The organism is Caballeronia udeis, from assembly GCF_044909315.1.
Taxonomy (GTDB): domain Bacteria; phylum Pseudomonadota; class Gammaproteobacteria; order Burkholderiales; family Burkholderiaceae; genus Caballeronia; species Caballeronia udeis_A.
Window position 1 is genome coordinate 406,590 of the sequence record NZ_JBIYEB010000002.1, and the last position, 26,983, is coordinate 433,572.

Sequence of the window (26,983 nt, forward strand, 5' to 3'; positions counted from 1 at the left end):
CATTCCACGTTCAAAATCGAAACTTGAATCACAGGACAGCGCATGAAAAACCGGGGAGCCGCCAAAGGCCGCTCCCCGGTCACAGCCGTTTACTTCGAGATCGTCTGCGCACCCTTCAACCGGCCAAACGCGCCTTCGATCAGCGCCTTCAGCTGCTCGTAGTGCTTCGCGTAGTAGCCGACTGCCGGGGATGCCGATGCCGGACGGCCGCTGTAAGCCAGCTTCTGTCCTTCACGCATGCCTTCACGCAGATGGTGCTCGACGTAGAACCAGGCGCCCTGGTTCTGCGGCTCGTCCTGTGCCCAGACCACTTCGGTCGCGTTTTCGTATTTCTTGATTTCCGCGTCGAATTGCTTATGGGCAAACGGATACAACTGCTCGATACGGATGATCGCGACGTCGTTCGCCTTCGCTTCGCGACGATGCGCCACCAGGTCGTAATACACGCGGCCCGAGCACACGATCACGCGCTTGACCTTCTTCGGCTCGACCGCGCCGTCCACTTCGCCGATGATCGGCTGGAACGAGCCCTTCGCCAGTTCCGACAGGTCCGACACCGCTTCCTTGTGGCGCAGCAGCGACTTCGGCGTAGCGACGATCAGCGGCTTCCTGAACAAGCGGATCATCTGACGGCGCAACAGATGGAAAATCTGCGCCGGCGTGGTCGGCTGGACCACTTGCATGTTGTGATCCGCGCACAGTTGCAGGAATCGTTCGATACGTGCCGACGAGTGCTCCGGACCTTGGCCTTCATAACCGTGCGGCAGCAGCATGGTGAGACCCGAAACACGGCCCCACTTCACTTCGCCCGACGAGATGAACTGGTCGATCACGACTTGCGCGCCGTTCACGAAGTCGCCGAATTGCGCTTCCCATGCAACCAGCGTGTTCGGTTCCGCGGTCGAATAACCGTACTCGAAACCCAGCACCGCTTCTTCCGACAACACCGAGTCGATCACGGTGAACTTCGCCTGACCTTCAGCGATGTTCTGCAACGGAATATACGTACCGTCGTTCCAGCGTTCGCGGTTCTGGTCGTGCAGCACCGCGTGACGGTGCGTGAACGTGCCACGGCCCGAGTCCTGGCCCGTGAGACGCACGGCGTAACCCGATGCCACCAGCGACGCGTAGGCCAGATGCTCGCCCATGCCCCAGTCAAGCTTCGCTTCGCCACGGCCCATTGCGCGACGATCATTGATCACACGCTCGACCAGCGGATGCACCTTGAAGTTTTCCGGAATCGACGTGATCCGTTCAGCGAGCCGCTTCAGTTCCGCCAAAGGAACGGCGGTGTCGGCTGCGTCGGTCCACTTGCGGTTCAGGAACGGAACCCAGTCCACCGCATACTTGCTCTTGTAGTTCGAGAGCACCGGGTCGACCGTGTGATGACCGTCGTCCATGGCCTGGCGGTATGCCTTCACATAACCGTCAGCGTCTTCAGCCGTGATCACGCCTTGCTGCACCAGCTTTTCAGCGTACAGCGCGCGCGTACCCGGATGCTTCGCGATGGTCTTGTACATCAGCGGCTGCGTAACCGCCGGCGTGTCCTGTTCGTTGTGACCGAGCTTGCGGAAACAGATGATGTCGACGACCACGTCCTTGTGGAACTGCATGCGGAAGTCGATTGCCAACTGCGTGCACAGCACGACCGCTTCCGGATCGTCGCCGTTCACGTGCAGCACCGGCGCTTCGATCATCTTCGCCACGTCCGAGCAATACAGCGTCGAGCGTGCATCGCGCGGGTCGGACGTCGTAAAGCCGATCTGGTTGTTGATGACGATATGCAGCGTGCCGTGCGTGCCGTAACCGCGCGTTTGCGCGAGGTTCAGCGTTTCCATGACCACGCCCTGACCGGCGAATGCAGCGTCGCCGTGAATCTGGACCGGCAGCACTTGCAGGCCGTCCACGTCGCCGCGACGGTCCATCCGTGCTTTCGCCGAGCCTTCGACCACGGGATTCACGATTTCGAGGTGCGACGGATTGAACGCGAGCGACAGGTGCACCGGGCCGCCGTCAGTGGAGACGTCCGACGAGAAACCCTTGTGATACTTCACGTCACCGGCCGGCAGGTCGTCGACGTGCTTGCCTTCGAACTCGGCGAACAGGTCAGCTGGCATCTTGCCCAGCGTGTTCACCAGAACGTTCAGACGTCCACGGTGAGCCATGCCGATAATGATTTCCTGCACGCCGGCTGCACCAGCGTGGCGGACGACTTCGTCCATGGACGCGATGAAGCTTTCGCCGCCTTCCAGCGAGAAGCGCTTCTGGCCGACGTATTTCGTATGCAGGAAACGCTCGAGCCCTTCGGACGCCGTCAAGCGCTGAAGAATGTGCTTTTTCTTGTCGGGGGTGAAATTCGGAGTGGAGCGGATTGATTCGAGCCTTTCCTTCCACCAGCGCTTCTGTTCCGGATCGCTGATGTACATGAACTCGGCGCCGATCGTGCCGCAGTACGTGTCACGCAATGCCTTCACGATCTCGCGCAGCGACGCCTGTTCGAAACCGAAATACAGGTTCTGTGCATGGAACATCTGGTCCATGTCGGCTTCGGTGAAGTCGTAGAACGCAGGTTCGAGCTCAGGAATGGCCGGGCGCTCGCGGCGCTTCAGCGGATCGAGGTTGGCCCATTGGGAGCCGAGGAAACGGTAGGCGCCAATCAGTGACTGGACGTAGACCTGCTTGCGCGCGGTCGCCAGATCACCACTGCTCTCGCGCGGCACGAAGCCGTTCGATTTCGCGCGTTGCGCGAACGATTCGACGATAGGGCCGTGGGCCACGTCGTTGTGATTCGTCCCATCCGATGCAGGCACGTTCTGCAACGCATCGAAATAGGTACGCCAGGTCTCGGGCACTGACGCGGGATTATCGAGATATGCCTCGTACTGTTCTTCGACGTACGGGGCATTACCGCCGAACAAATAGGAGTTCAGCTGGGAATTCTTCATCATTTTTACGCTCACCTTTCTTCGAGTTTCTCGAGAAATAGCGGGTTACTCAACCTTCCGCAACACGGCCTGACCGTTTAGCGGATTGCGCGAATCAAGTCTGCTTGGAAGGACCTAAAACTGGCAATACTTTCTCTAGCATAGCACAGATCAATGCGTCGACGCGCTGATGGTCGCAGCCGGAATGCTTATCCAGCGGGCTTTCGGGGACCTTTCGTGAATAAGGGACGCATCCGGTGCGATGCTTCATTGCAATAAAAAAGCCGCCCGAAGGCGGCTTTTCCCAACACGCGCACTCGCGTGAATTTAGTCCACTGCGCCCTTACGGCTGGCGCTACGGCGCTCGTGTTCCTTCAGGTAACGCTTACGCAGACGGATGGATTGCGGCGTAACTTCGACCAGTTCGTCGTCGTCGATAAATTCAACCGCGTATTCCAGCGACATCTGGATCGGCGGCACGAGGCGCACCGCTTCGTCCGTTCCCGACGAACGCACGTTGGTCAACTGCTTGCCCTTGATCGGGTTCACGACCAGGTCGTTGTCACGGCTGTGAATGCCGATGATCATGCCTTCGTACAGTGCGTCGCCCGGCGACACGAACATGCGGCCGCGATCCTGCAGCTTCCACAATGCGTACGCAACAGCGGCGCCGTCGTCCTGCGAAATCAGCACGCCGTTACGACGTTCGCCAACACCGCCTTCCTTCACCGGCTGATACGAATCAAACGTGTGGCTCATCAGGCCCGTGCCGCGCGTGAGCGTCAGGAATTCCGACTGGAAGCCGATCAGGCCACGCGCCGAGATACGGTACTCGAGACGCGTACGGCCACGGCCGTCCGACGCCATGTCGAGCATTTCGCCCTTGCGGCGGCCCAACTCTTCCATCACGCCACCCTGGTTTGCATCTTCCATGTCGACGGTCAGGTTTTCGTACGGCTCGTGCTTCACGCCGTCGACTTCCGTCATCACCACGCGCGGACGCGACACGGCGAGTTCGTAGCCTTCACGACGCATGTTTTCCACAAGAATGGTCAGGTGCAGTTCGCCGCGGCCCATGACTTCGAACGTGGTTTCGTCGCCCGTTTCATTCACGCGCAACGCCACGTTGTGGTTCAGTTCCTTGAACAGGCGGTCGCGGATCTGACGGCTTGTCACGAACTTGCCTTCGCGGCCAGCCAGCGGCGACGAGTTCACCAGGAAGTTCATGGTCAGCGTGGGTTCGTCCACAGTGATCATGGGCAGCGCTTCCGGAACGTCCGGTGCGCAGATGGTCACGCCAATGCCGATTTCTTCAATACCGTTGATCAGCACGATGTCGCCAGCTTCAGCCTGGTCGACCTGCACGCGCTCGAGACCCTTGAACGACAGGACCTGGTTGATCTTGCGGTTGATGATCGCGCCATCCGGACCCGAACGCACCGCGACAGCCATGCCCGGCTTGATACGGCCGCGCGTAATACGGCCAACGCCGATACGGCCGACGTACGACGAGTAATCCAGCGACGTGATCTGCAACTGCAGCGGCGCTTCCGGATCAGCCGGGCGAACCGGCACGTGTTCCAGCACGGCGTCGAACAGCGGACGCATGTCGCCTTCACGCACGTCCGGATTCAGTCCGGCATAACCGTTCAGTCCCGACGCGTAGACGATCGGGAAATCCAGTTGTTCTTCGGTAGCGCCCAGCTTGTCGAACAGGTCGAAAGTCTGGTTGATCACCCAGTCGATCCGCGCGCCCGGCCGGTCGACCTTGTTGATCACCACAATAGGCTTCAGTCCCAGCGCCAGCGCCTTCTTCGTCACGAAGCGCGTTTGGGGCATCGGGCCTTCAACGGCGTCCACGAGCAGCAGCACGGAGTCGACCATTGACAGCACACGCTCCACTTCACCGCCGAAGTCGGCGTGTCCCGGGGTGTCCACGATGTTGATGTGCGTGCCTTCGTACTCGACCGCGCAGTTCTTCGAAAGGATCGTGATGCCACGTTCCTTTTCGATGTCGTTCGAGTCCATCACGCGCTCGACCACTTGCTGGTTCTCTCGGAACGTGGCCGTCTGGCGGAGCAATTGGTCGACGAGCGTAGTCTTGCCGTGGTCGACGTGGGCGATGATGGCGATATTGCGGAGGGCGCGAGTCATAGGAGGCTGAGGAGCTTTTACATACAGTTGAGCGCCGTGGGTGGGTGCAAGCAGCAGGCCGCGGGGTCAACTCAGAAAGCTGACGCAAATGGTCAACTCAAAAAGAAACGTCCACGCCCCCCGCACTCGGCGCGATGGGAACCCGAGAGTGTAACACGCCGGCGTGTCCTCTTCCTCCCCATCGTGCAATAGGACATAACCCGGAACCGCTCGCCTATTTCAAGACAGTCGAAAAACGCCGTCAACGCCTGCCTTCGGCCCACGGCGAGGCCCGAGCCAATCTCAAAATAACAACACCGGCGATAGCCCTGAGGAATTAAGGGGATTCTTAAAGTCCTTGCCGCGTCAACTACCTGACCCTATAATCTTGCATAGTCAATTATTGCAAGCGCACGAGAATCCATGAGCGACACCCCCCAGCCGATTCCCGAAATCGCGAACTACGAACTCAGCGAAAGCGTGGGTTACCTGCTTAGCCGTGTCCGCTCGACTCTGTGGAACAACGTCACGCAGCTCACCATGGCTGATCTTGGCATCACCAGCACACAAGCCAGCATCATGTTCATGCTGGCGAGCGGCCGGAGCCTCGCCGCGGCGGATCTCGCCCGCGAATACGGGATCGACGCGAGTGCGGTCACCCGCCTGATCGACCGGCTGGAAAAGCGCGGACTCATTACCCGCTTGCGCAGCGAGGAAGACCGTCGGGTCGTTCGACTGGCGCTGACCGAAGAAGGCCGTGCGCTCGCCGGACAGATTCCGGCCATTTTTACGAAGGTGCTCGACAAGCTGCTCTGCGGATTTACGCCGGAGGAAGTAGGCTTCCTGAAAAGCATGCTGCGTCGGATCCTGTTGAATTCGGGCGACCCCATGTCTGCGGCAGTGCTCGGCATGCAGGAAAAATCCGCTTCCAAACCCTCCTATTGATGGCCCGTCGCGCGCCGCTGAATGATGCCCGCGGGATGACAGTACGTTCCTGTTACAGGGCTGATGTCGTAATAGAAACGAAAGAAATTAGTTGCAGCGTCCATCTTTACACACCCTATCAAAGAGCCGAGCGATGAAACTCTTTTATTCGTCCGCGTCCACGCCCGTCGCTGCGCGCAGAGCCCTGGCTGCCGCCGTGGCGGCGTTCGCGCTGGCAGGTTGCGCGAACTACGCCGGCATCAAAAGCGACAAGCAGATTGCCCAGCCGCAGAGCGATGCGCTGCAAGCCACGCAAAGCCTGCCGTCGCAAGGCGGCCAATGGCCATCGCTTGACTGGGCCAAGCAGTTCGGCGATCCGCAATTGCCGCAATTGATCGACGAAGCGCTGGCCGGTAATCCCTCGATTGCACAGGCGCAGGCGCGCATCGCGAAGGCGTCGTCCTATATCGAGTCCTCGCGCTCCACTCTTTACCCAAAGGTGAACGGCTCGTATTCATGGACACGCGAACTTTACTCCGGCAACGCGCTCTACCCGCCTCCGTACGGCGGCTCGTGGTATAGCGAAAACAACGCGCTCGTGAGCGCATCGTGGGATCTCGACCTGTGGGGCAAGAATCGCGCACGGCTGGATCAGGCGGTCTCGCAGGAGAAAGCCGCCGAGGCCGACATGCAGCAGGCGCGCGTGACGCTGGCCGCGTCCGTTGCGCAGACCTATAACCAGCTCGCGCTGCTCTACGCACTGCGTGACGTGGCCCAGCGCGAGATCGCGAACCGCACGGACATCGGGCGGATCACGAACGGCCGCGTGCTGGCGGGGCTCGACACGAACGTGGAAAGCCGCACCGCCGAAGGCAATATCGCAACGAGCCAGACGAACCTGTCCGAACTCGACGGCCAGATCACGACCACGCGGTATCAGTTGGGCGCTTTGCTCGGCCAAGGTCCGGATCGCGGCTTGAAGATCGCCACCCCGGTGCTCAATTCGAAGATCGAGGTCACGCTGCCGGACAACGTGCCGGCTGACCTGGTCTCGCGCCGCCCGGATATTGTCGCGGCCCGTTGGCAAGTGGAAGCCGATACGTCGAACATCAAGGAAGCAAAGGCAGAGTTTTTCCCCGACATCAATTTGTCGGCGGCAGCGGGTTTCGATGCATTCGGCTGGAGCCGCTTCCTCAACTTTGGCAGCCGCCAGTTCCAGGCGGGGCCCGCCATTCACTTGCCGATCTTCGACGCCGGCGCATTGCGCTCGCAGTTGAAAGGCCGTTACGCGGACTTTGACCTGAACGTAGCCAATTACAACCAGACGCTGATCAATGCGCTGAACGACGTGGCCACGCAGATCGCATCGATCCGTTCGGTGGATCAGCAAACCAGCGACGCCGCGCGCGCCCTCGACGCCTCGACACACGCGTATCAGCTCGCCGTGATCCGCTACAAGGCCGGTTTGTCGCAGCAACTGCAAGTGCTCACCGCCGATCAGAACCGGCTGGCGAACGAGCAGACCGTGACGAATCTGCGCATGAAGCGCCGTGACCTGCAATTCGGGCTCATCAAGGCGCTGGGCGGAGGATTCGACGCCGCGGATACAAACCTGGCCATCGACGGGCAAACGTCGAAGAGCGCACCGTCGCAAACCGCGTCGGCTGCGTCCAAGACAGCAAACTGAATCGACTAGCAGCAATCCAAGACAGAGCATACGGAGCTATTCATGAGCGACCCTCAACAAAACGCCGCAGCCGCGCCGGCGCCCAAAACCAACAACACCAAACGCCGGGTGTTGATGAGCCTGATCGTGCTGGTCGTGATCATCGCGGCTATTGCTTACGGGCTGTACTACTTCCTGATCGCGCGTTTCCACGAAAGCACGGATGACGCGTACGTGAACGGCAATATCGTGCAGATCACGCCGCAAGTGGTCGGCACGGTGATCTCGGTGAACGCCGACGACACGCAAACCGTGAAGATGGGCGATCCGCTGGTCGTACTCGATCCCGCGGATTCCAAGGTCGCGCTCGATCAGGCCGAAGCGAATCTCGCGCAGACAGTGCGCCAGGTCCGCACGCTGTTCGTGAACGACAACCAGTACGCGGCACAAGTCGCGCTGCGTCAGTCGGATCTCTCGCGTGCGCAGGACGACTTGCGCCGCCGCATGACGATTGCGCAGACGGGCGCGGTCTCGGGCGAAGAAATTTCGCATGCCCGTGACGCCGTGCGTGCCGCGCAGGCATCGCTCAACGCCTCGCAACAAGAGCTCCAGGCGAACCGTTCGCTCACCGCGAATACGACCATCGCGAGTCATCCGAACGTGCTCGCCGCTGCTGCGAAGGTCCGCGATTCGTACATCAACTACGCACGCAACACCATGCCGGCGCCGGTCACGGGTTATGTCGCGAAGCGTTCGGTGCAGGTCGGCCAGCGCGTCTCGCCGGGTAATCCGTTGATGGCGATCGTGCCGCTGAACGGCGTATGGGTCGATGCCAACTTCAAGGAAGTGCAGCTCACGCATATGCGTATTGGCCAGCCGGTCGAATTGACGGCTGACGTGTACGGCTCCGGCGTGGTGTTCCACGGCAAGGTGATCGGCTTCTCGGCCGGCACAGGCTCAGCGTTCTCGCTGCTGCCGGCGCAAAACGCAACCGGCAACTGGATCAAGGTCGTGCAGCGTTTGCCGGTGCGGATCGGACTCGACCCGCAGGAACTTGAGAAACATCCGCTGCGCATCGGTTTGTCGATGAACGTGGACGTGACGATCAAGTCCGAGAACGGCGGCCAGCTCGGCGCGGCACCCAACACCGTGTACCAGACCGAGGTGTTCGCCAAGTACGGCGATCAAGCCGATGCCGAGATCGCTCGCATTATCGAAGCGAACGAGGGCAGCTCGGGTCCAGGTACCGGCGGCACGCAGAAAACGTCCAAGGACAACGTGCAGCCGGCGACGAAGCAAGATCTCGCCAAGCTGATGTAAGCGCTCGCACAAGTATTCCGGAACCGTCATATGTCTCAACCAAACGCCGTTCATCCACCGCTAGAGGGCGCGAAACTCGTGATCGGTACGATCGCGGTGTCGCTCGCGGTGTTCATGAACGTGCTCGACACGTCGATAGCCAACGTGTCCATTCCGTCGATCTCCGGTGACCTCGGAGTATCGTCGGATCAGGGCACGTGGGTGATCACGTCGTTCGCGGTCGCCAACGCAATCTCGGTGCCGCTGACCGGCTGGCTCACGCAGCGCTTCGGACAGGTGCGCCTGTTCATGACGTCAATCGTCTTGTTCGTGCTCGCTTCGTGGTTGTGCGGGCTCGCGCCAACCCTGCCCTTCCTGCTCGCCGCACGCGTGTTGCAGGGTGCGGTCGCCGGCCCGATGATCCCGCTCTCGCAGACCTTGCTGCTCGCGAGTTATCCCAGGGCGAAAGCGCCCATGGCGCTCTCCATGTGGTCGATGACCACGCTGATCGCGCCGGTCGCCGGGCCAATACTCGGCGGCTGGATCTCGGACAACATCTCCTGGCCGTGGATTTTCTACGTCAACATACCGGTGGGTATCGTCGCGGCTATCGCCACGTTCGTGATCTTCCGCGACCGTGATTCGGTGATCCGCAAGGCGCCTATTGATACCGTGGGCCTGGGGCTGCTCGTGCTATGGGTCGGATCGCTGCAGATCATGCTCGACAAGGGCAAGGATCTCGACTGGTTCAACTCCACCACCATTGTGGTGTTGACCTTGATTGCCGTGATCGCGCTGGCGTTTTTTATCGTTTGGGAGCTGACGGCGGAACATCCGGTCGTCGACCTGTCACTCTTCAAGCTGCGCAATTTCACGGGCGGGACGATCGCGCTTGCGATCGGATATGGGCTGTACTTCGGCAATCTCGTGCTGCTGCCGCTGTGGTTGCAAACCGATATTGGCTACACCGCTACCGATGCCGGCCTCGTGCTCGCGCCGGTCGGCCTGTTCGCGGTCGTGCTCTCGCCGGTGGTGGGCAAGTTCCTGCCGCGCGTCGATCCTCGCAAGATCGCAACCGCCGCATTCCTCGTATTCGCGCTCGTGTTCTGGATGCGCTCGCGCTACACCACGGGCGTGGATACCTTCTCGCTGATGATGCCCACCTTGATCCAGGGTATCGGCATGGCTGGATTTTTCATCCCGCTCGTGTCCATCACGCTGTCCGGATTGCCGGGAAACCGGATTCCCGCAGCTTCGGGGTTGTCGAACTTCGTGCGGATCATGTGCGGCGGGATCGGCACATCGATTTTTTCGACCGCGTGGGACCATCGGTCGAATATTCATCACGCGCAACTCGTTGAGCAGGCCAACTTGTACAACCCGAACTTCACGGCTTCCATGCAGCAGTTCGGTGCGGCTGGTTTCAGCCAGTCGCAAGGGTATGGTCTGTTCAATAGCATGGCCACACAGCAGGCTGCGCAGTTGGGCGTGAACGACTTGTTCTATATCTCGGCAGGGATATTCGTCGCGCTGATTGCGCTGATCTGGATCACGAAACCAGAGCGATCGGGCGGCGGAGACTCAGCGGCCGCGGCTTCGGCAGCGCATTGACGCTTGTCCGGTACGCAATAAAAACGCCACGAAATTTCGTGGCGTTTTTTCGTTGCATCGGCCCATCTTCAAGCCGCGGATACCACCAGCCGCTCCGGCGCCAACACGCCCTCGCCCGCTCGCGCCACGCCGAGCAGACGCTCACCATCGAGTGCATAGACACGCACCCGGTCGGCCTCAGCCGGTGCATTCGCAATCTCCGATAGCTTCAGTCGCTGGCCTTGCGCAAAACGGCGCGTGGCATCGGCATCGAGGTGAACCGCGGGGAAAGTGGACAGCAATGCATCCACCGGTTGCAGCCAGCTATCCCGCGTGTCTTGCGTGGCTTCCGCAAGCGTGTCGAGTGTGACTGCGTGCTCGAGCGTCAACGCGCCAACGCCCGTGCGGCGCAGCCCGACCAGATGCGCGCCGCACCCCAGCTTCTCGCCGATATCCTCAGCCAGCGTCCGCACGTACGTCCCTTTGCTGCATGTCACGCGAAACGTTACGTCCGGCAACGCACACGCAATCAGATCAAGCGCATGAATGGTCACGTTGCGCGCTTCACGCTCCACCGTCTGCCCGGCCCGCGCATACTCGTACAACGGTTTGCCGTCGCGCTTGAGTGCGGAATACATCGGCGGAACCTGCGCGATCTCGCCGCGAAAGTGAGCCATCGCGTCCCGGATGGCCGCTTCGTCGCAGCTTACGTCACGTGTTTGCAGCGCTTCGCCTTCGGCATCCCCAGTCGTCGTGCGCACGCCTAGACGCATGGTCGCTTCATAGGTTTTATCGGATTCAAGCAAATCCTGCGAAAACTTGGTCGCTTCACCAAAACACAACGGCAGCAGACCCGTTGCGAGCGGATCGAGCGTGCCGGTATGCCCAGCCTTCTTCGCCAGATAGATTTTCTTGGCACGAATCAGCGCGTCGTTACTCGACAGTCCGAGCGGCTTGTCGAGCAGCAACACGCCATCCAGCACACGGCGCGGGATCTTCGGGCGGGTAGAACCGTTCATCGGTCAGGCGCCCTTCTCGTCGTCGGTTTTGTCCGCGTCGTCCGGCTTGTCTTCTTCGTCATCCAACGCGCGCGTGGAATTCGCTTCATCGATCAGCTTCGACATTTCCACCGCCCGCACCACGGTCTGGTCGTAGTGGAAATGCAGCGTCGGCACGGTATGGATATGCAGGCGTTTGAACAGCAGGTTATGCAAATGTCCGGCAGCATGGTTCAACCCGGCTTCCGTTTCCTTCGGATCGCCGGTCAGCGTCGTGAAGTAGACCTTTGCATGAGCGTAGTCAGGCGTCAGTTCGACGCTCTGAAACGTCACCATGCCGATGCGCGGATCTTTGACATCGCGCACCAGTTCTGCGAGATCGCGCTGGATCTGATCCGCGATCTGCACATTGCGGTTGGGTGAAGTACGTTTCTTGGCCATGATGTTTCCGTAAATGTGTATGCGCCGGACTCATGGGGCGCCCAAGGGCGCTCACTCGGGCAAATAAAAAGGGCGGAGCGGGCGTGAAGCCCCCTCCGCCCTCGAGTCCAGCGGTGAATCTTTTAAAGCGTACGCGCGACTTCGGTCACTTCGAAGATCTCGAACTGATCGCCTTCCACCATGTCGTTGTAATTTTTCAGCGACATACCGCACTCGAAGCCCTGACGTACTTCCTTCACGTCGTCCTTGAAGCGCTTGAGCGAATCGATCTCGCCCGTGTGAACGACCACGTTGTTGCGCAGCACGCGCACCATCGAGTTCCGCTTGACGAAGCCGTCGGTGACCATACAACCCGCGATCGCGCCGATCTTCGGCACACGGATGATCTGGCGCACTTCCACCATACCCGTGATCACCTCGCGCTTCTCCGGCGAGAGCATGCCCGACATGGCCGCCTTAACTTCATCCACAGCGTCATAGATGATGTTGTAGTAGCGAATGTCGATACCGTTCGACTCCGCCACCTTGCGCGCCTGAGCGTCGGCCCGCGTGTTGAAGCCGATGATGACCGCCTTCGATGCCGTTGCCAGGTTGACGTCCGACTCGCTGATTGCGCCGACTGCGCTGTGCACGATCTGCACGCGCACTTCGTTGGTCGAGAGTTTGACCAGCGACTGCACCAGCGCTTCCTGCGAACCTTGCACGTCCGCCTTGACGATCAACGGCAGGTTCTGCACGTTGCCTTCCGTCATGGACTCGAGCATGTTTTCGAGCTTCGCCGCCTGCTGCTTCGCCAGCTTCACGTCGCGGAACTTGCCTTGACGGAACAACGCGATTTCGCGCGCCTTGCGTTCGTCCGGCAGGACCATCACTTCTTCGCCGGCGCCCGGCACTTCCGACAGACCTTGAATCTCGACCGGAATCGACGGACCTGCCGACTTGATCGGCTTGCCGGTTTCGTCGAGCATGGCCCGGACGCGACCAAAAGCCGTACCCGCCAGCACAATGTCGCCGCGATTCAGCGTACCCGACTGCACCAGGATGGTCGCAACCGGACCCTTACCCTTGTCGAGCTTCGCTTCAATCACGAGACCCTTGGCCGGTGCTTCGATCGGCGCCTTCAGCTCCATCACTTCAGCTTGCAGCGAGACGTTTTCCAGCAGGCTTTCGATACCGAAACCCGTCTTCGCCGACACTTCCACGAACGGGGAATCGCCACCGTATTCTTCCGGCACGACGCCTTCAGCCACGAGTTCCTGCTTCACGCGTTCCGAATTCGCATCCGGCTTGTCGATCTTGTTGATTGCCACGACGATAGGCACGCCACCCGCCTTCGCGTGAGCGATGGCTTCCTTCGTTTGCGGCATCACGCCGTCGTCGGCTGCGACCACCAGGATCACGATGTCCGTTGCCTTGGCACCGCGAGCACGCATGGCCGTAAAGGCCTCGTGACCTGGCGTATCCAGGAATGTAATCACGCCGCGCGGCGTTTCCACGTGATAGGCGCCAATGTGCTGCGTAATCCCGCCCGCTTCACCCGACGCGACCTTCGCGCGGCGAATGTAATCGAGCAGCGAGGTCTTGCCGTGGTCGACGTGACCCATGACCGTGACCACCGGCGGACGCGGCAGGCGTTCGCCCACTTCTTCCTGCGTCTCGCCTTCGACCAGCATGGCTTCCGGATCGTCCAGCTTGGCCGCAACCGCGCTGTGACCCAGTTCTTCGACGACAATCATCGCCGTTTCCTGGTCCAGCACCTGGTTGATCGTGACCATCTGGCCCAGCTTCATCATTACCTTGATGACTTCCGAAGCCTTCACCGACATCTTGTGCGCCAGGTCCGCCACCGACACGGTTTCCGGCACGTGCACTTCCCGTACCACCGGTTCCGTCGGTGCCTGGAAGTTGGTCTGGTCCTGATGCTTGCCACGACCCTTCGGGCCGCCGCGCCAGCCGCGATCCACACCGCCGCTGGTGTCGCCACGCGTCTTGATGCCGCGACGCTTGGCTGCATCGTCCTGCCAGCTGCTCTTGCCACCCGCCTTCTTCTTGTCCGGTCCCAACGACGGCGTGGTAGCCGCCGGTGCACCTGCAGCCGGCTTTTTCGCCACTGCCGGGCGTGCCGGAGCCGAACCTTCCGGGCGTGCCGGCTTGTGCAGAGTACCCTTGGCTTCCGCAGCCTTCGCGCCTTCCGCCACCTTTGCGGCTGCGGCCGCTGTCGCAGCTGCCGCAGCCACGACGGCCGGCGACGGCTCAGCCGGTTTCGCCTGCTGGGCCTTGCGCGGCGTATTCATCATCTCGCGAATGGCGCGCGCTTCGGCTTCAGCTGCGGCACGGCGTTTCGCGATCTGGTCGTGCTCGGCACGCGCCTTTTCGGTCGCGGCGCGCGCGGCGTCTTCCGCCTTCTTCGCGGCTTCGCGTTGAGCGGCACGCTCGGCAGCGGCCTTCTCATCGACCTGCGGTGCGGCAGCTTCGACCTTTACCGGTTCCTCGGCGGCGTGTTCCGCCTTCGATTCCGTACGGGCTTCCTGACGCGCCGACGATGCGGCACGCGAGATTTCCGCGGCTTCCGCCTGGGCGGCAGCGCGCTTGGCCTCTTCTTCCTCGGCCCGGCGGCGCTCGGCTTCGGCAGCCGCTTCACGCGCAACCCGTTCCGCCTCTTCGCGCTCGAAGCGTTCCTGGCGTTCCTTCAACTCCAGCGCTTCTTTCTCGAGCAATTCGGCGGCGTGGCGCGCCTCTTCGTCGCGACGCTGCAATTCGGCTTCGTCCACTTCGTCTTCTTCGACGTGGTTCGCACCTTCAACGACCTGTTCAACACCGCTCTGATCGCGCTGCACGAACACGCGCTTCTTGCGGACCTCGACCTGAATGGTGCGAGCTTTACCCGTAGAGTCGGATTGTTTGATTTCCGACGTATGCCGGCGGGTCAAAGTGATCTTGCGTTTGTCAGCATCGGCGGAACCGTGCGACTTGCGCAAGTGTTCGAGCAGGCGCGACTTGTCCGTCTCGGACAGATCGTCATCTTCGCTCGCTTTCGTGACGCCAGCCGCCTGCAACTGCTCGAGCAGGACGCCCGCAGGCATTTTGAGTTCCGCGGCAAATTGGGCTACGTTGTTACTCGCCATTCATTCCTCTTGATGCAAGGACAAATTCCCTGCTGTTTGATCGGGTCATGCGGCCTAACGGCCGCGATATGTCAGTGCGCCATGGTCATTTCTCACTGGAACCAGTGTTCACGTGCTTTCATGATCAACGCCTTAGCGGCATCCTCTTCAATACCGGTCATCTCGACCAGTTCATCCACAGCCAGTTCGGCGAGGTCGTCGCGCGTCCGGATCTGGTGTTCTTCGAGCTTCGCGTACAACTCATCCGTCATACCTTCGAGGCTCTTCAGGTCGAGCGCCACACCCTCGACCTTTTCTTCATTCGCGATCGCCAGCGTCAGAAGCGCGTCACGGGAGCGATTACGCAACTCGTGAACGGTGTCTTCGTCGAAGGCTTCGATTTCGAGCATTTCGTTGAGCGGCACATACGCAATCTCTTCAAGGCTGGTAAAGCCTTCGTCGATGAGAATGTCGGCCACCTCTTCATCAACGTCGAGTCGCGCCATGAACAGGCTGCGCAACGTGCCACGCTCTTCGTTCTGCTTCAGCGCGGACTCGTCCGGCGTCATGATGTTGATCTGCCAGCCAGTCAATTCGCTGGCAAGACGCACGTTCTGGCCGCTGCGGCCAATGGCAACCGCGAGTTCGTTCTCGTCAACGACGACGTCCATGGAGTGTTTCTCTTCATCGACGACGATCGACTGTACGGCAGCCGGCGCGAGCGCGCCGATCACGAACTGTGCGGGGTCCTCTGACCATAGCACGATGTCGACGTTCTCGCCACCGAGCTCATTTCTGACCGCCTGGACCCGCGAACCGCGAATCCCGACGCAAGTACCAATAGGGTCGATGCGCTTGTCGTAAGCAATCACCCCGATTTTCGCACGCACGCCAGGATCGCGCGCGGCCGCCTTGATTTCGAGCAGGCCCTGCTCGATTTCGGGCACTTCCATTTCAAACAGCTTCATCAGGAACTCGGGCGCCGTGCGCGAGAGTTCGATCTGCGGACCGCGCGCCGTACGGTCAACCTTCGCAATGTAGGCGCGAACCCGGTCGCCGACCCGCAGGTTTTCCTTCGGAATCAGCTGGTCGCGGCGCAACAGCGCTTCCACACGGCCCGATTCAACGATGAAATTACCCTTGTCCAGACGCTTGACCGCGCCGGTCATGATCTTTTCGCCGCGTTCCAGGAAGTCGTTCAGAATCTGCTCGCGCTCAGCGTCGCGAACCTTCTGAAGAATCACCTGCTTGGCGGCCTGCGCGCCAATCCGGCCGAACTCGATGGACGGAATGGGTTGCTCGATGTAGTCGTCGATCTGCGCGTCGGGCTTTTCTTCCTTCGCTTCGAACAGCAGGATTTCCTGATCGGGCTCCTGCAGGCCGGCTTCGTCCGGCACCACTTTCCAGCGACGGAAAGTTTCGTGCTCGCCGCTTTCACGGTCGATTGCCACGCGGATGTCCACGTCTTCCTCGAACAGCTTCTTCGTTGCCGAAGCAAGCGCTGCTTCGAGCGCTGCGTACACCACGTCCTTGTTGACGTTCTTCTCGCGCGCCAGCGCATCCGCCAGCATCAAAACTTCGCGACTCATTGTTTGCGGCTCCTAAAGTCAACTTTGGGGACGAGACGTGCTTTATCGAGGTCTGCGAGCGTGAAATCGAGCATCGCAGCGCCGCCGTCCTTCCCTTCGAATTCCAAACCAATCGACTCGCCATCCGGGGCATGCAGGATGCCACGGTACGACTTGCGCCCGTCCAGCGGCTTCTTCAATGTGATAGTGACTTCGCTGCCTGCGAAGCGTTCGAAATCTGCCAGTTTCTTCAGCGGACGATCGAGACCCGGCGACCCGACTTCGAGCCGTGAGTAATCGATATTCTCCACTTCGAACAGATACTGAAGCTGACGTGTGACCTTCTCACAGTCTTCGATCGCGATGCCGGCGGGCTGGTCGATGGAGATACGCAGCAAACCGCCCCCCGCGCGCTCGATATCGACAAGCTCGTAGCCCAGGCCCGAGACCGTGGTTTCGATGATTTCCGTCAGTTGCACAGTGAAAGACTCCAAGATGTTCGCGCGCTCCACGCCGAACACCTGCGGACCGCGCCTTGAGCCGGCGCACTTTCGTTGCCCCAAGATGCTGAACCGAACGGCCAAAAAAAAATGGGCGCAACGCCCATCCTTCTGTACCGAGATCACATCCGGGCGGCGAAACAAAACACCATGCCCAGCGACTTTGTGATTTTAGCCATTTTTCGGGATAAACGCAACCAATGCGCCCTGTATATAGCCATTTGGGGGCCATTTACAAGGCAAATCGAAGGCATTCATCACCCGTTTGTCGGACTTCCCAGGCTAAAACTGATCGAGCTGAATTTCACGGGCAAGTGAGCGGGCGATCCGGTGCCCGTCTTCACCCTGTCCGTTCAAGTCACATGCCGCGCCGTAGAAATTTCTGATGTTTGTGCCGGGCGCGGAATCTGACTATCTAAGTCTAAGTCTTAGCGTCCGCGTGTCCGGTTGCGCGGCGCCGGGCGTGCGCCGCCGCGGCCCGCGCCGCCTGCATTGCCGCCATTACCTTGCGCACCGCCGCCAGCCGGGCCTTGACGGCCACCCTGGCCGGGGCGTTTGCCGCCGGCGTTTGCGGAGCGTCCGCCTGCGCCATTGCCACCGCCCATGGCAGGCGAACCGGGCGAACGGCTGCCGCGTGGGCCACCTGCCGAGCCACCTGGACGTGGAATCGCACGATTCCCGTTCGCTTCGCCGCCAGCACGGTTGCCGTTGGCTTCCCGGCCGCCGTTGCTGCCGCGCGCGCCGTAGCCTCCGCCGCCATTGCCCGCATAACCGCCACTGGAGGAGCCACCGCCGAAACCGCCGGGTGCGCCGCGCCGGCCGCCCGCGCCGCCTGGGCCGCCGCGTGTCGGCGTCTGGGCGAATCGGCCATGCGAGCTGAGCACGGGTTCACGGGTGATGATGCCCATCGACGTTTGCAGCGGATCCGGCTGAATGCGCGGCGCAGCGCTGCGCGCGCCCCGTTCTTCGGCCGGTGCTTTCAATCCAACCGACGCCAGGAGACCACGCACTTCGTTGTCTTCGAGTTCTTCCCAGCGACCGCGCTTGAGCCCCTTGGGCAAAGCGATCGGGCCGTGACGCGTACGGATCAGCCGGCTCACCATGAGGCCGGCCGCTTCGAACATGCGGCGCACCTCGCGGTTCCGGCCTTCAGCCAGCGCCACGTGATACCAATGATTCGTGCCTTCGCCGCCGCCATCGCGGATACGAAGGAAATTGGCCGGGCCGTCTTCCAGCTCCACGCCATGCAGCAACTTTTGACGCATGCCTTCTGACAATTCGCCCACCACCCGCACCGCATATTCACGCTCGACGCTGTAACGCGGGTGCATGAAGCGGTTGGCCAGATCGCCGGACGTCGTCAGCAGCAACAGACCTTCGGTGTTGAAGTCGAGCCGCCCGACCGCGAGCCATTTGGCCGTTTTCATTGGCGGGAGGTTGTCGAAGACAGAAGGACGGCCTTCCGGGTCGGCGTGACTGACGATCTCGCCGGTCGGCTTGTGATACAGGAGGATGCGCGGCGGCTTGCTGGCGAGCTTGCGCTTCACAGGCTTGCCGTTGATGCGGACCTGGTCGGTCGGCATGATGCGCTGGCCGATATGCGCCGGCTCTCCGTTCACCGATACCCGGCCGGCCACGATCAGCTCTTCCATGTCGCGGCGTGAACCCATGCCCGCCTCGGCGAGCACCTTGTGAAGTTTCGGCGTGTCGTCGTCCGCTTCGAGCACGCGTTTTTGGGGAGCGCTACGGCCACGGCGCAACATGGGAGCGCGCACGCCGCCCGTGGTGTTGTCGGCGTCGAATGCTGGTGATGTCACGTAGGCGAAAACGTCGTCCTCTGACCCTCCTGCTGCGGTTGCCGAGGCCAACATTGCCGGTGCTGCCGTGTCATCGCGGCGACCGCGCTTTTGAGCCTGTCCGGGTTGAGCCTGCCGCGCCGGGCGACGGCCGCCTTCGCGCGGCGGCTGGCCTTCGCGAGCACCCTCGGCCGACGCTTCACGCGGACCGCGGGGCTTGCCGGCCGCCCCGGTCCGTGCACCGTCGCCACTCCCTGCGCCGTTGCGCGGCCCACGCGAGCCCGCATCCTTGCGCGGCATCCGCACTTGCGCAGCAACCACGCCATCCGGGGGAGCTTCAGCAATCACGCCAGCCGGCGCCGCCGATGGTGCACCGTCGGCGCCCTTCGTCTTGGCGACGGCGCGACGGCGGGCGATCAGGCTGCGAGGCCCGCGCCGCAAACCTCGACGCGGACGTTCTTCGCCGTCCGCGGGTTCGTCATTGCGTGTGCGTTCACCTGCGTCGGCCTGGCCATGTGCTTCATCGGCACGAACGGGGCGCTCGGATTCGGGCGAATCGCTGTCGTGGGAATGTGTCAAAACAACCTCAATTGTGTCGGGTCGCGCGCCCGTCGCAGGCGCGTCAAAAAATCCGGCCGATGGTGATTAGCAGCCGAATGAAGGTTCGGGCAAACAGGCCTCAGGCGCGGCGCGCAGTCTGGTCGTCCGGTGCGTTGAATTCGTCGGTTTCGCTTGATTCGTCCGGCGCATCGGATGCGTCGAATGGGTTCGATGCATCCGATGCATGCGCGTTGTCAGCGCCATCGGATTCATCTGCGGCGCGCGGTGATGCGTGTTGCGCTGCGTCGCTCGTCAATGCGCCGGCATCCGGCGCCGCCTCGCGACGCTTGAGCGCGTCGCCGGGCGTTGCTTGTACTGGGTCCCGGCTGATGCCCGCAACCGCTTCAAGCGGCTCCGGGCTGGTCAGCGGCACCGCTTGTTGCGGTTCGTGCGATTCAAATTGCGCCGGTGCGTTCGTTTGCGTGCCGGCGTTCTCCTCAATCACAGGCTCGTCAGCACCGGTCCCCGAGCGCAAAAGCGGCTCGCCTTCCGGGTGGACTGCTTCGGCCGCCACGGGTTCCTGCGAACGGGGCGACTGACCGGCTTCATGCGTAGTCGTACTCGGTGCAGCATCCGGCGTTCCAGGTTCGACAGCACGGTGCTCGTTACCCGCCTCGTTTTCGGCCGTACCCGTTGCTGTCGCGGCGGGGTCTGCGTCGGACAAAAGCTCGGGCAACGGCGAATTGCCCGCGTCCGGAGCCTCCAGCGACAAAGCGGCTTCGCCCTTCGATTCCAACCCCTGCACCAGCGCGGCGCCGATTGCCGCCGCGTCGTCACCGGGAAAATCGATTGCATGCTGCGCTAGCAACGACGCTTCCAGTTGCGCCGACGGGTTGTCGAGAGCGGGCAACTCGTCCAGTGCGCTCAAGCCCAGGTCATCCAGAAACTGCTTGGTGGTGGCATAAAGCGCCGGACGGCCCGGCACGTCGCGATGACCGATGACCTCGATCCAGCCGCGGTCTTCCAGTTGCTTCACTACCTGCGTGTTCACCGTGACACCGCGAATTTCTTCGATGTCTCCACGCGTCACAGGCTGCCGGTAACCAATGATCGCGAGCGTTTCAAGAACGGCTCGCGAATATTTGGGCGGCTTTTCCGGGTGTAGCCGATCGAGATAGGCCCGCATTGCAGGTTTGCTCTGAAACCGCCATCCGGACGCCAGCGCCACGAGTTCCACGCCGCGTCCCGACCAATCCTGCTTCAGGGCGTCGAGCAAGGTGCGAACCGTGTCTGCCGAGATGTCATCGGCGAAAAGCTTGCGCAACTCGGCGAGTTTCAGCGGCTCCTGCGCACAGATCAAGGCAGTCTCGAGGACGATCTTCGCCTCTTGGGTATTCATGCAGCTAGATAGGACCCTGTATGGTCTATGAACCGGTCAAGTCAGGCCGAATCGAATGACGCCGACTACTCGAACCATTCGCAACGCTCAGACTGGAAAACCGTGGACGAGGATACTGAAGACGCGCTCGCCCGATTTCTGATCGGTCATATTGATTGGGAGCACGCACCGGGGGGAGGCAAAATACGGGATCAGATCCTGATCGCCGAGCTTTTCCCAGCCGGACGAAGTAGCACTTTCCAAGGCGGAAGCGCGTGACTGGACGCATATTACGCAAAAACAAACGGTGCGTAAAGGTGAAACATTGGGTCGCCGCCCGACTCACGTCTGGCGGTCACTTCTGGCGGTCACGTCTGGCGGTCACTCCGGCAATCCGGTCTGGCGGCCTTGCGAGCTGAAACCCCGCGCCCCGTTCCCGTCAGTCCGACCCTTGCGCCCCGACAGCGCGCAGCCCTTACGAAACCGGGTGCGCTTCCATGAACGCCCTCAGGCGTGCCACCCCGGCGTCCAGGCGAGCGGTATCGCATGCGTAGCACCAGCGCACAAAACCCTCTCCTTCCGGCCCGAATGCGCTGCCGGGAGCCAGTCCGAGCGCACTCTCGCGCACTAGCGCCTTGCACAGATCAAGACTGCGGTCCGCGCCCGGAAACCTGAAGAACAGGTACATGGAGCCGGCGGGCGCCCGCACGTCGATACCCGGAATGCGCTGCAACGCCGTCACGAGGTAATCGCGGCTCGCACGCAGCCCGGCGACCAGCTCCTGCGTAAACTGCCCACCATCCTTCACCGCGGCGACACCAGCCATCTGGACAAACGAAGGCGCACACGACGTGTTGTACTCGACCAGCTTGCCAAGATCCTCCATCAAACGCTCGGGCGCCACGATCCAGCCCAGCCGCCAGCCCGTCATCAGCCAGGCCTTCGAGAACGAATTCACCGCGATCACCCGTTCGTCGCGGGTTGCCAGATCAAGGAAGGAAGGAGCGACCGCGGCGTCATCGCCGTAATAGAGGCGCTCGTATACTTCATCAGCGACCAGCCAGATGCCCAGCTGCCGGCACCGGTCGAGCACTGCCCGTTGCTGCTCGCGCGTCATGACCCAGCCGGTCGGGTTGTTAGGCGAATTGACCATCAGCATGCGTGTACCCGGGGTGAGCGCCGCAAGCAAACGTTCGAGATCGAGCGTCCAGCCGTCAGGACCATAGGTCAACGCAACCGTTTCCACCGTCGCGCCAAGAATCTTCGGGATTTCAACAAGATTCGGCCACAGCGGCGTGACGGCCACCACACGGTCGCCCGCGCCTGCGACCAGTTGCGTCGCGAGCATCAGCGCGTTGACGCCGGCACTGGTCACGGCAATTTCAGCAGGCCGGGTAGCGCCATGCAGCTTGCCGACGTAATCCGCAAGCGCTTCTCGCAACGGGGCGATGCCCAGGTTGTGGGTATAGAAGGTTGCACCATCGGCGAGCGCGCGGCTGGCGGCTTCGCGGATGAATTGCGGCGTAACCTGGTCTGATTCGCCGAACCAGAAAGGCAGGACGTCCGGGACACCGAAACCCGCGTTGGCAACCTCACGGATCTGCGACGGGCGTAACGCACGGACCGCGTCACGTGCATTCGGCGCACGTCCACCCGCCTCCTGCGCATTGGCCGCCGCACTGGTCAGCGCACCCAGTTCCGAGATAACCGCCCCTTCTGACTCACTCATTGCCGCCTCCGCCGATGGAAAGAGAAAGTCTAACGCGACGTCTTCCGAAAAGCGCGGTACGGCACACGCGTTAGCCATCAGGCCAGTTCTCGCGCTTTCGCGTGTTTCGCGAAGCGCGGAATCGGGCAAATCCTCGGCGATCGAACGAAGCCAGCCCACCCATAGCCGCCAACGCTATCGAGAAGCCTGCTACGCCAGTTCCTCGACGCGCTTCGGCAATCCGGCGACCAGCCCCCACACCGACTCGGCCGCAGGCGACAACGACCGGTCGCGCCGCCGCACCAGTTCGACGGTTCGCTCCACCCGCGGCACGAGCGGCAATGCCACCAGCGACGAGTTCGCCGGCAACGGCAGAGCCAGCCACGGCAGCACGCTAATGCCGACGCCCGCCTCCACCAGCCCGAAGACGGTGGCGGAATGGCCGAGTTCCTGCACCACATCGGCGATAACGTGATGCTCGCGCAGCACCGCATCGATAATCGGACGGCTTCCGGAAGCGTGATCCAGCATCACCAGACGTTCGCCGGACAATGCCGCCCATGGCACCTCCTGTGCCGCCGCAAGGGGGTGGTCCCGCCTCGCGACCGCGCAGAACGAGTCGGTCATCACGACTTCCCCATGCAGCTCGTCATTGGCGTACGGGCCGATCGCCACGCCGAAATCGACTTCGCCGGACTTGACCTTGCGGATCACATCGCTTTGCAGATCGTCGCGCAAACCCAGTGAAATCAACGGAAATTCCCGGACGCAGGCCGAAATGACCAGCGGCATCAAGCGGCACGCCACCGTCGGACTGGCTGCCACGATCACCCGCCCCCGTCGCTGCTGGCCGAGGTCGCGGATTTCCCGGAGCGCTTCATCGAGGTCCGACAGCAGCCGCGACACGCTGCCCACGAGATTGGCGCCTACATCGGTGAGTTGCACTTCGCGGGTGGTGCGATCCACCAGCTTGAGGCCGATTTCCCCCTCAAGCTCGCGCACGCACCGGCTCACCGCGGACTGCGTCAAGCCGACTTCGTCCCCGGCCCGGCTGAAGCTTTGCAGCTTGGCGACTTCGATAAACACACGAAGCTGCCGCAACGTCACATTGAGCGCCCGACCCATACCTTCCCCTCATCAATCCAGCTTATCAATGCGAATTGTAGATCAACGCCGGGTCAGGAAAACGGTTTCATCGTGTGCGCTGCAGTGCAGCAAAAATGCATTCGCGCACGCCAGATGGGCTTGTTGCACTTGATTGGTGATTGTCCCGATTTCATTAACTGCACTTATAGCGTCTCATACGGCCCATGCTGGCACCGCGCCAGCCTACTGCCGCGAGGCTTTCCGACCGATCGATACACGCATGGCACGGTTCTCGCATTAAGTTGCGCAGGGGTCGGTGCCATTGCAGTTTTAAACGCAAATCGTCCGTCGCAATGTCTGCTCCGACCTTACCTGGATTCGATCTTCGAATTCCGACCAGAGTGCGCGGCGCGGGGCAGCGCACCGGGGTTAGCTTCGCTGAGGTGAAACATGATGTTCGACGATTTAAGAGATAACGAGTGGGCGCTGGTAGAGGCCTTGTTTTGCGCAGAACCGGCACGCAGCGAACGGCGCGGCCGTCCGCGCGTCGAAGCACGCGCTGTTGTCAATGCCGTGTTGTGGGTCTTGTCCACGGGTGAAGGCTGGTCGAAGCTGCCGGGCCGCTACCCGTCGCCGCCGACCTGCCGCCGCCGGTTCGACGAATGGCAAGCGGACGGTACGCTCGCCGAAATCGTGAAACGTCTTGGCAACAACGGTCGTGAGGTGTCGCTGCGGGGCCGGATCGGTTCCACCGCTGCGAAACCACCCGTGCCGCCGAGCCGCGACCGTCTGCGTGGCGCATTCTGGACGAATCCGGAATCGTGGCGCGCTCCGGTCAAGATGGCCTGACAGCCTGGCACGACGCAGCAAGTAGCACGTTCGGGCTGTATGGTCGATCGCGGTATGACCCACGCGGTGACCAGCGCTGTACGATGAGCTGTGTATGACCAGTGCGGTACGATCAGATTCACGCGAAGCACCCGCGCGCAGGTTTCCCTGCGCTTTATCCCGGTTCCCGCTCGATGCCTCTCCTCGAGTGATGAGTCGCCGGTCTGTGCTCGCAGACCGTTTTAGCCTGTCAAAAATCTGCCGGCAAGCGCTCGCCTTTCGTTGACCGAAAGCGAGCGCATGGCATGCCTTGTCTTGCACACTTTGACCTTGCAGCCGCTTGAACGCGTGCTTTGTCATTGCCTGCCGTCCCGTGCGGGAAATCAGGAAACAACTCTTTACCAATATTTACAGCATCCTTTCGTGTGCTGGCATAGCTTATGAAGCTGGCTAGCGGGCCAATATCGGTCCGAAGGGGAGTTTTCATCATGAAACCAATGTCACTGCTGGTGTGCGGCATTGTGGTTTCATCGCTGGGCGCGGCAATTCCGATATACGCCGCTTCGCCCGCGGGCAACTTCGCACTGCGCGCGCAAACGCAACCCGGTCTGCAGACCTGGAAAAAGGAACCCGTGCGTGGTGGTGCAATAACCGAAACAGCGCCGCGCGGAGATTTGCGCGGCGACATAGCGAGCAATGCGCGAGCGCGGCCGGAACCGGAGCGTAGTAATCGACCGCCAAAGCGCTGAGCAGCGCCGACGCGCACCAAAGCGCCGGAATATCGCTAATTCAAGCCATATTCAGCCGATGGGGAACCCTTCCGTATCGCACAAGTCCGACGTTATGCCATGAGCACAGCGTGGCAGAAGTAGATCCGGTACGCCCGTATCCTAGTGGTACGGGCTTTTTTTTGCCGGAATTTTGCCGCGGTCATGAGCGCGCCACTTTAGAGCAGCACTCATTCGACCCGGAAGTGGTACGACAGCCGCCGCAACCGTTTGCCCGACACTCGGGCACTGCGAACGCAGGACCATTTTAGCGCGGAGGATGAAAGGGGCTTTACGCGCGCGCTTCGGCCAAGGGTTCCTGAATGACGGCCGGAGAATAAGGCGCGGCGCGGTGCAGATCCCAGTCCATCGACCGCTCGTCTCGTGCGAGCCGGGAAAATTCGAGCTTGCCTCGCTCGGTTACCACCGCGATGTCCACAGGAGCGTGAAAACCAGGAGCAGGTGCTACGGTGCGTTGCCGGACCAGTTCCAGCAGGCCCAAGTCGCGTAGATGGCTAAAAACGTTTGGGCGTCTTGCCCACGGAACTTGACGATACTGAGCTCGCCGGAGCGCTTCGAGTACGGCTTCGTTTGAATACGTGGTCATCTCGTTATGTCTTCCAGTGCAGCCGTGACGGCACCACATGGCAGTAACTGACTGCCAGCGGCACCGACTAAACGCGGCACGCCCCGAAACCAGTCAAAATGCCGACTTCGCGACCCCTGACCGGAACTCGCAGCCGCCGCTTGCGCTAGGTGCTGCTTATTTCTGCTTACCGCTACTTATAATTCCGAGCGCCCGTTAAACGCGCACTACACACAGCATTCCGCAGATCCGTCGATGCATTCTCACGAATGCGATGACCACGAAGCGGATTATCTCGAAAACCTATACGTTACCTCAAACCAAATTGGTTCTTATAACTTTATTGCTGCTTTTCTTTGCACTGTTCGCCGTTTGGCGACAACGCCGGCGTGCTGTTGCGGTTGTTTGCCTCGTGCTGTTCTGGGCGCTGGGCGCGGGCTGGCTTTCGGCGCCGTTGCTGCACCTTGCGCAGCGAGGCTTCGAAGCCACATCGACGCCGCAGGACGTGCATTTCGCATCGCGAACGACTTTTATCCTGCTGGGTGGCGGCACGCGTTACGACAGCGAAAAACATCTTGTTCCAAAACGCGACGCGTTCACACGTATTGTTGTCACAGCCGATCTGTATCGTGACTGTCGGCGCGCAGGCGGCGCTTGCCGCGTAATCGTAAGCGGCGGCAATCCGCAGCATCACGAACAAGCCGAAGCCGACAATTACGCCCCCTTCCTGCTTGCTCGCGGCGTGAGCGCCTCCGATCTCGTGATAGAAAACGAAAGCCTTAATACGTACCAGAACGCCCGTAACGTGGCCGGCATCGTGCAACCCGAACCCGACGAATCGCTGATACTGATTACCTCTGCTTATCATATGGAACGGTCACTGCTGGCCTTCAATGCTTTCGGCCTCGACACGCAAGCGTTCACCAGCAACGTGCGGCAACCTCAGGCCACCTTCTTTCCCGGCTCGCGTGGTTTCATCGATGCAGAAACTGCCCTTCATGAACTGGTCGGCCTCGCGCGCTTTCGGGTGTACCGGCGCCTGGGGCTCTATTGAATCATTTCGATGTTACAAATCATGCAGAAACACTGTCCGCTATCTCAAATTCAGTACTAGAAACCAAAACGCTTCGCCGGTATTATCGCCGGC

General features: G+C 61.3%; 20 protein-coding genes. 8 read left to right on the forward strand and 12 right to left on the reverse strand.

Features of this window, described 5'->3' with window-relative positions:
* Nucleotides 1-89 precede the first annotated feature (89 nt).
* Together ABH944_RS04530 and typA are read right to left on the reverse strand one after the other, a co-directional pair.
* Nucleotides 90-2,948 (reverse strand): 2-oxoglutarate dehydrogenase E1 component, encoded by a 2,859-nt coding sequence (locus tag ABH944_RS04530; RefSeq protein WP_062087098.1) that lies wholly within the window; start codon nt 2,946-2,948, stop codon nt 90-92.
* A gap of 303 nt (nt 2,949-3,251) precedes the next feature.
* On the reverse strand, nt 3,252-5,078 hold the full coding sequence (gene typA, locus ABH944_RS04535; RefSeq protein WP_404604389.1) for a translational GTPase TypA: 1,827 nt from the start codon (nt 5,076-5,078) through the stop codon (nt 3,252-3,254).
* 402 nt (nt 5,079-5,480) lie between these two features.
* On the opposite strand from typA, the gene ABH944_RS04540 reads away from it, so the two are divergent.
* From ABH944_RS04540 to ABH944_RS04555, 4 genes are all read left to right on the forward strand, one after another.
* Entirely contained in the window at nt 5,481-6,002 is a 522-nt protein-coding gene (locus tag ABH944_RS04540) for a MarR family winged helix-turn-helix transcriptional regulator (protein ID WP_404604388.1), read from the forward strand.
* 133 nt (nt 6,003-6,135) lie between these two features.
* Complete coding sequence (locus ABH944_RS04545) at nt 6,136-7,668, forward strand: efflux transporter outer membrane subunit (RefSeq protein ID WP_404604387.1); 1,533 nt, start codon at nt 6,136-6,138, stop codon at nt 7,666-7,668.
* A 42-nt stretch (nt 7,669-7,710) separates the two neighbouring features.
* Nucleotides 7,711-8,967 carry an HlyD family secretion protein gene (locus tag ABH944_RS04550; RefSeq protein ID WP_404604386.1) on the forward strand — a complete coding sequence of 419 codons (1,257 nt, stop codon included), beginning with the start codon at nt 7,711-7,713 and terminating at the stop codon, nt 8,965-8,967.
* A gap of 30 nt (nt 8,968-8,997) precedes the next feature.
* Nucleotides 8,998-10,557: a DHA2 family efflux MFS transporter permease subunit gene (locus ABH944_RS04555; protein WP_404604385.1), complete on the forward strand. Its 1,560-nt coding sequence runs from the start codon at nt 8,998-9,000 to the stop codon at nt 10,555-10,557.
* Nucleotides 10,558-10,625: 68 nt separating this feature from the next.
* On the opposite strand, the gene truB is transcribed toward ABH944_RS04555, so the two are convergent.
* The 5 genes from truB to rimP all read right to left on the reverse strand — a co-directional run bounded on the left by truB (nt 10,626) and on the right by rimP (nt 17,126).
* Entirely contained in the window at nt 10,626-11,555 is a 930-nt protein-coding gene (gene truB, locus ABH944_RS04560; protein WP_404604384.1) for a tRNA pseudouridine(55) synthase TruB, read from the reverse strand.
* 3 nt (nt 11,556-11,558) lie between these two features.
* Nucleotides 11,559-11,975: a 30S ribosome-binding factor RbfA gene (gene rbfA, locus ABH944_RS04565; RefSeq protein WP_404604383.1), complete on the reverse strand. Its 417-nt coding sequence runs from the start codon at nt 11,973-11,975 to the stop codon at nt 11,559-11,561.
* A 122-nt stretch (nt 11,976-12,097) separates the two neighbouring features.
* Entirely contained in the window at nt 12,098-15,100 is a 3,003-nt protein-coding gene (gene infB / locus ABH944_RS04570; protein ID WP_404604382.1) for a translation initiation factor IF-2, read from the reverse strand.
* Nucleotides 15,101-15,192: 92 nt separating this feature from the next.
* Nucleotides 15,193-16,668: a transcription termination factor NusA gene (gene nusA, locus ABH944_RS04575; protein WP_404604381.1), complete on the reverse strand. Its 1,476-nt coding sequence runs from the start codon at nt 16,666-16,668 to the stop codon at nt 15,193-15,195.
* The gene (gene rimP / locus ABH944_RS04580; RefSeq protein WP_047898052.1) at nt 16,665-17,126 is read right to left on the reverse strand and encodes a ribosome maturation factor RimP; all 462 of its coding nucleotides are present in this window, start codon (nt 17,124-17,126) and stop codon (nt 16,665-16,667) included. Before rimP ends, nusA begins: the two co-directional genes overlap by 4 nt.
* Before the next feature lie 75 nt (nt 17,127-17,201).
* Here rimP and ABH944_RS04585 point away from each other — a divergent pair, with 75 nt between their 5' ends.
* Complete coding sequence (locus ABH944_RS04585) at nt 17,202-17,465, forward strand: hypothetical protein (protein ID WP_404604380.1); 264 nt, start codon at nt 17,202-17,204, stop codon at nt 17,463-17,465.
* A 110-nt stretch (nt 17,466-17,575) separates the two neighbouring features.
* Here ABH944_RS04585 and rluB read toward each other — a convergent pair whose 3' ends face one another.
* The 4 genes from rluB to ABH944_RS04605 all read right to left on the reverse strand — a co-directional run bounded on the left by rluB (nt 17,576) and on the right by ABH944_RS04605 (nt 23,694).
* Nucleotides 17,576-19,522: a 23S rRNA pseudouridine(2605) synthase RluB gene (rluB, locus tag ABH944_RS04590; protein ID WP_404604379.1), complete on the reverse strand. Its 1,947-nt coding sequence runs from the start codon at nt 19,520-19,522 to the stop codon at nt 17,576-17,578.
* A 100-nt stretch (nt 19,523-19,622) separates the two neighbouring features.
* A complete protein-coding gene (gene scpB, locus ABH944_RS04595) occupies nt 19,623-20,882 on the reverse strand; it encodes an SMC-Scp complex subunit ScpB (protein ID WP_404604378.1) in 1,260 nt (419 codons plus the stop codon).
* Nucleotides 20,883-21,336: 454 nt separating this feature from the next.
* A complete protein-coding gene (locus ABH944_RS04600; RefSeq protein ID WP_404604377.1) occupies nt 21,337-22,590 on the reverse strand; it encodes a pyridoxal phosphate-dependent aminotransferase in 1,254 nt (417 codons plus the stop codon).
* 189 nt (nt 22,591-22,779) lie between these two features.
* Nucleotides 22,780-23,694 (reverse strand): LysR family transcriptional regulator, encoded by a 915-nt coding sequence (locus tag ABH944_RS04605; RefSeq protein WP_404604376.1) that lies wholly within the window; start codon nt 23,692-23,694, stop codon nt 22,780-22,782.
* A 411-nt stretch (nt 23,695-24,105) separates the two neighbouring features.
* Here ABH944_RS04605 and ABH944_RS04610 point away from each other — a divergent pair, with 411 nt between their 5' ends.
* Nucleotides 24,106-24,504 (forward strand): transposase, encoded by a 399-nt coding sequence (locus ABH944_RS04610; protein ID WP_047898056.1) that lies wholly within the window; start codon nt 24,106-24,108, stop codon nt 24,502-24,504.
* 467 nt (nt 24,505-24,971) lie between these two features.
* Nucleotides 24,972-25,232 carry a hypothetical protein gene (locus tag ABH944_RS04615; protein ID WP_404604375.1) on the forward strand — a complete coding sequence of 87 codons (261 nt, stop codon included), beginning with the start codon at nt 24,972-24,974 and terminating at the stop codon, nt 25,230-25,232.
* Nucleotides 25,233-25,542: 310 nt separating this feature from the next.
* Here ABH944_RS04615 and ABH944_RS04620 read toward each other — a convergent pair whose 3' ends face one another.
* The gene (locus ABH944_RS04620; protein WP_062087073.1) at nt 25,543-25,857 is read right to left on the reverse strand and encodes a hypothetical protein; all 315 of its coding nucleotides are present in this window, start codon (nt 25,855-25,857) and stop codon (nt 25,543-25,545) included.
* A 391-nt stretch (nt 25,858-26,248) separates the two neighbouring features.
* On the opposite strand from ABH944_RS04620, the gene ABH944_RS04625 reads away from it, so the two are divergent.
* On the forward strand, nt 26,249-26,890 hold the full coding sequence (locus tag ABH944_RS04625; RefSeq protein WP_404604374.1) for a YdcF family protein: 642 nt from the start codon (nt 26,249-26,251) through the stop codon (nt 26,888-26,890).
* Nucleotides 26,891-26,983 lie beyond the last annotated feature (93 nt).

Coding starts and splice junctions, on each gene's coding strand:
- ABH944_RS04530 (WP_062087098.1), bottom strand. CDS start 2,948: ATGATGAAGAATTCCCAGCTGAACTCCTATTTGTTCGGCGGTAATGCC.
- typA (WP_404604389.1), bottom strand. CDS start 5,078: ATGACTCGCGCCCTCCGCAATATCGCCATCATCGCCCACGTCGACCAC.
- ABH944_RS04540 (WP_404604388.1), top strand. CDS start 5,481: ATGAGCGACACCCCCCAGCCGATTCCCGAAATCGCGAACTACGAACTC.
- ABH944_RS04545 (WP_404604387.1), top strand. CDS start 6,136: ATGAAACTCTTTTATTCGTCCGCGTCCACGCCCGTCGCTGCGCGCAGA.
- ABH944_RS04550 (WP_404604386.1), top strand. CDS start 7,711: ATGAGCGACCCTCAACAAAACGCCGCAGCCGCGCCGGCGCCCAAAACC.
- ABH944_RS04555 (WP_404604385.1), top strand. CDS start 8,998: ATGTCTCAACCAAACGCCGTTCATCCACCGCTAGAGGGCGCGAAACTC.
- truB (WP_404604384.1), bottom strand. CDS start 11,555: ATGAACGGTTCTACCCGCCCGAAGATCCCGCGCCGTGTGCTGGATGGC.
- rbfA (WP_404604383.1), bottom strand. CDS start 11,975: ATGGCCAAGAAACGTACTTCACCCAACCGCAATGTGCAGATCGCGGAT.
- infB (WP_404604382.1), bottom strand. CDS start 15,100: ATGGCGAGTAACAACGTAGCCCAATTTGCCGCGGAACTCAAAATGCCT.
- nusA (WP_404604381.1), bottom strand. CDS start 16,668: ATGAGTCGCGAAGTTTTGATGCTGGCGGATGCGCTGGCGCGCGAGAAG.
- scpB (WP_404604378.1), bottom strand. CDS start 20,882: ATGAATACCCAAGAGGCGAAGATCGTCCTCGAGACTGCCTTGATCTGT.
- ABH944_RS04600 (WP_404604377.1), bottom strand. CDS start 22,590: ATGAGTGAGTCAGAAGGGGCGGTTATCTCGGAACTGGGTGCGCTGACC.
- ABH944_RS04605 (WP_404604376.1), bottom strand. CDS start 23,694: ATGGGTCGGGCGCTCAATGTGACGTTGCGGCAGCTTCGTGTGTTTATC.
- ABH944_RS04610 (WP_047898056.1), top strand. CDS start 24,106: ATGATGTTCGACGATTTAAGAGATAACGAGTGGGCGCTGGTAGAGGCC.
- ABH944_RS04615 (WP_404604375.1), top strand. CDS start 24,972: ATGAAACCAATGTCACTGCTGGTGTGCGGCATTGTGGTTTCATCGCTG.
- ABH944_RS04620 (WP_062087073.1), bottom strand. CDS start 25,857: ATGACCACGTATTCAAACGAAGCCGTACTCGAAGCGCTCCGGCGAGCT.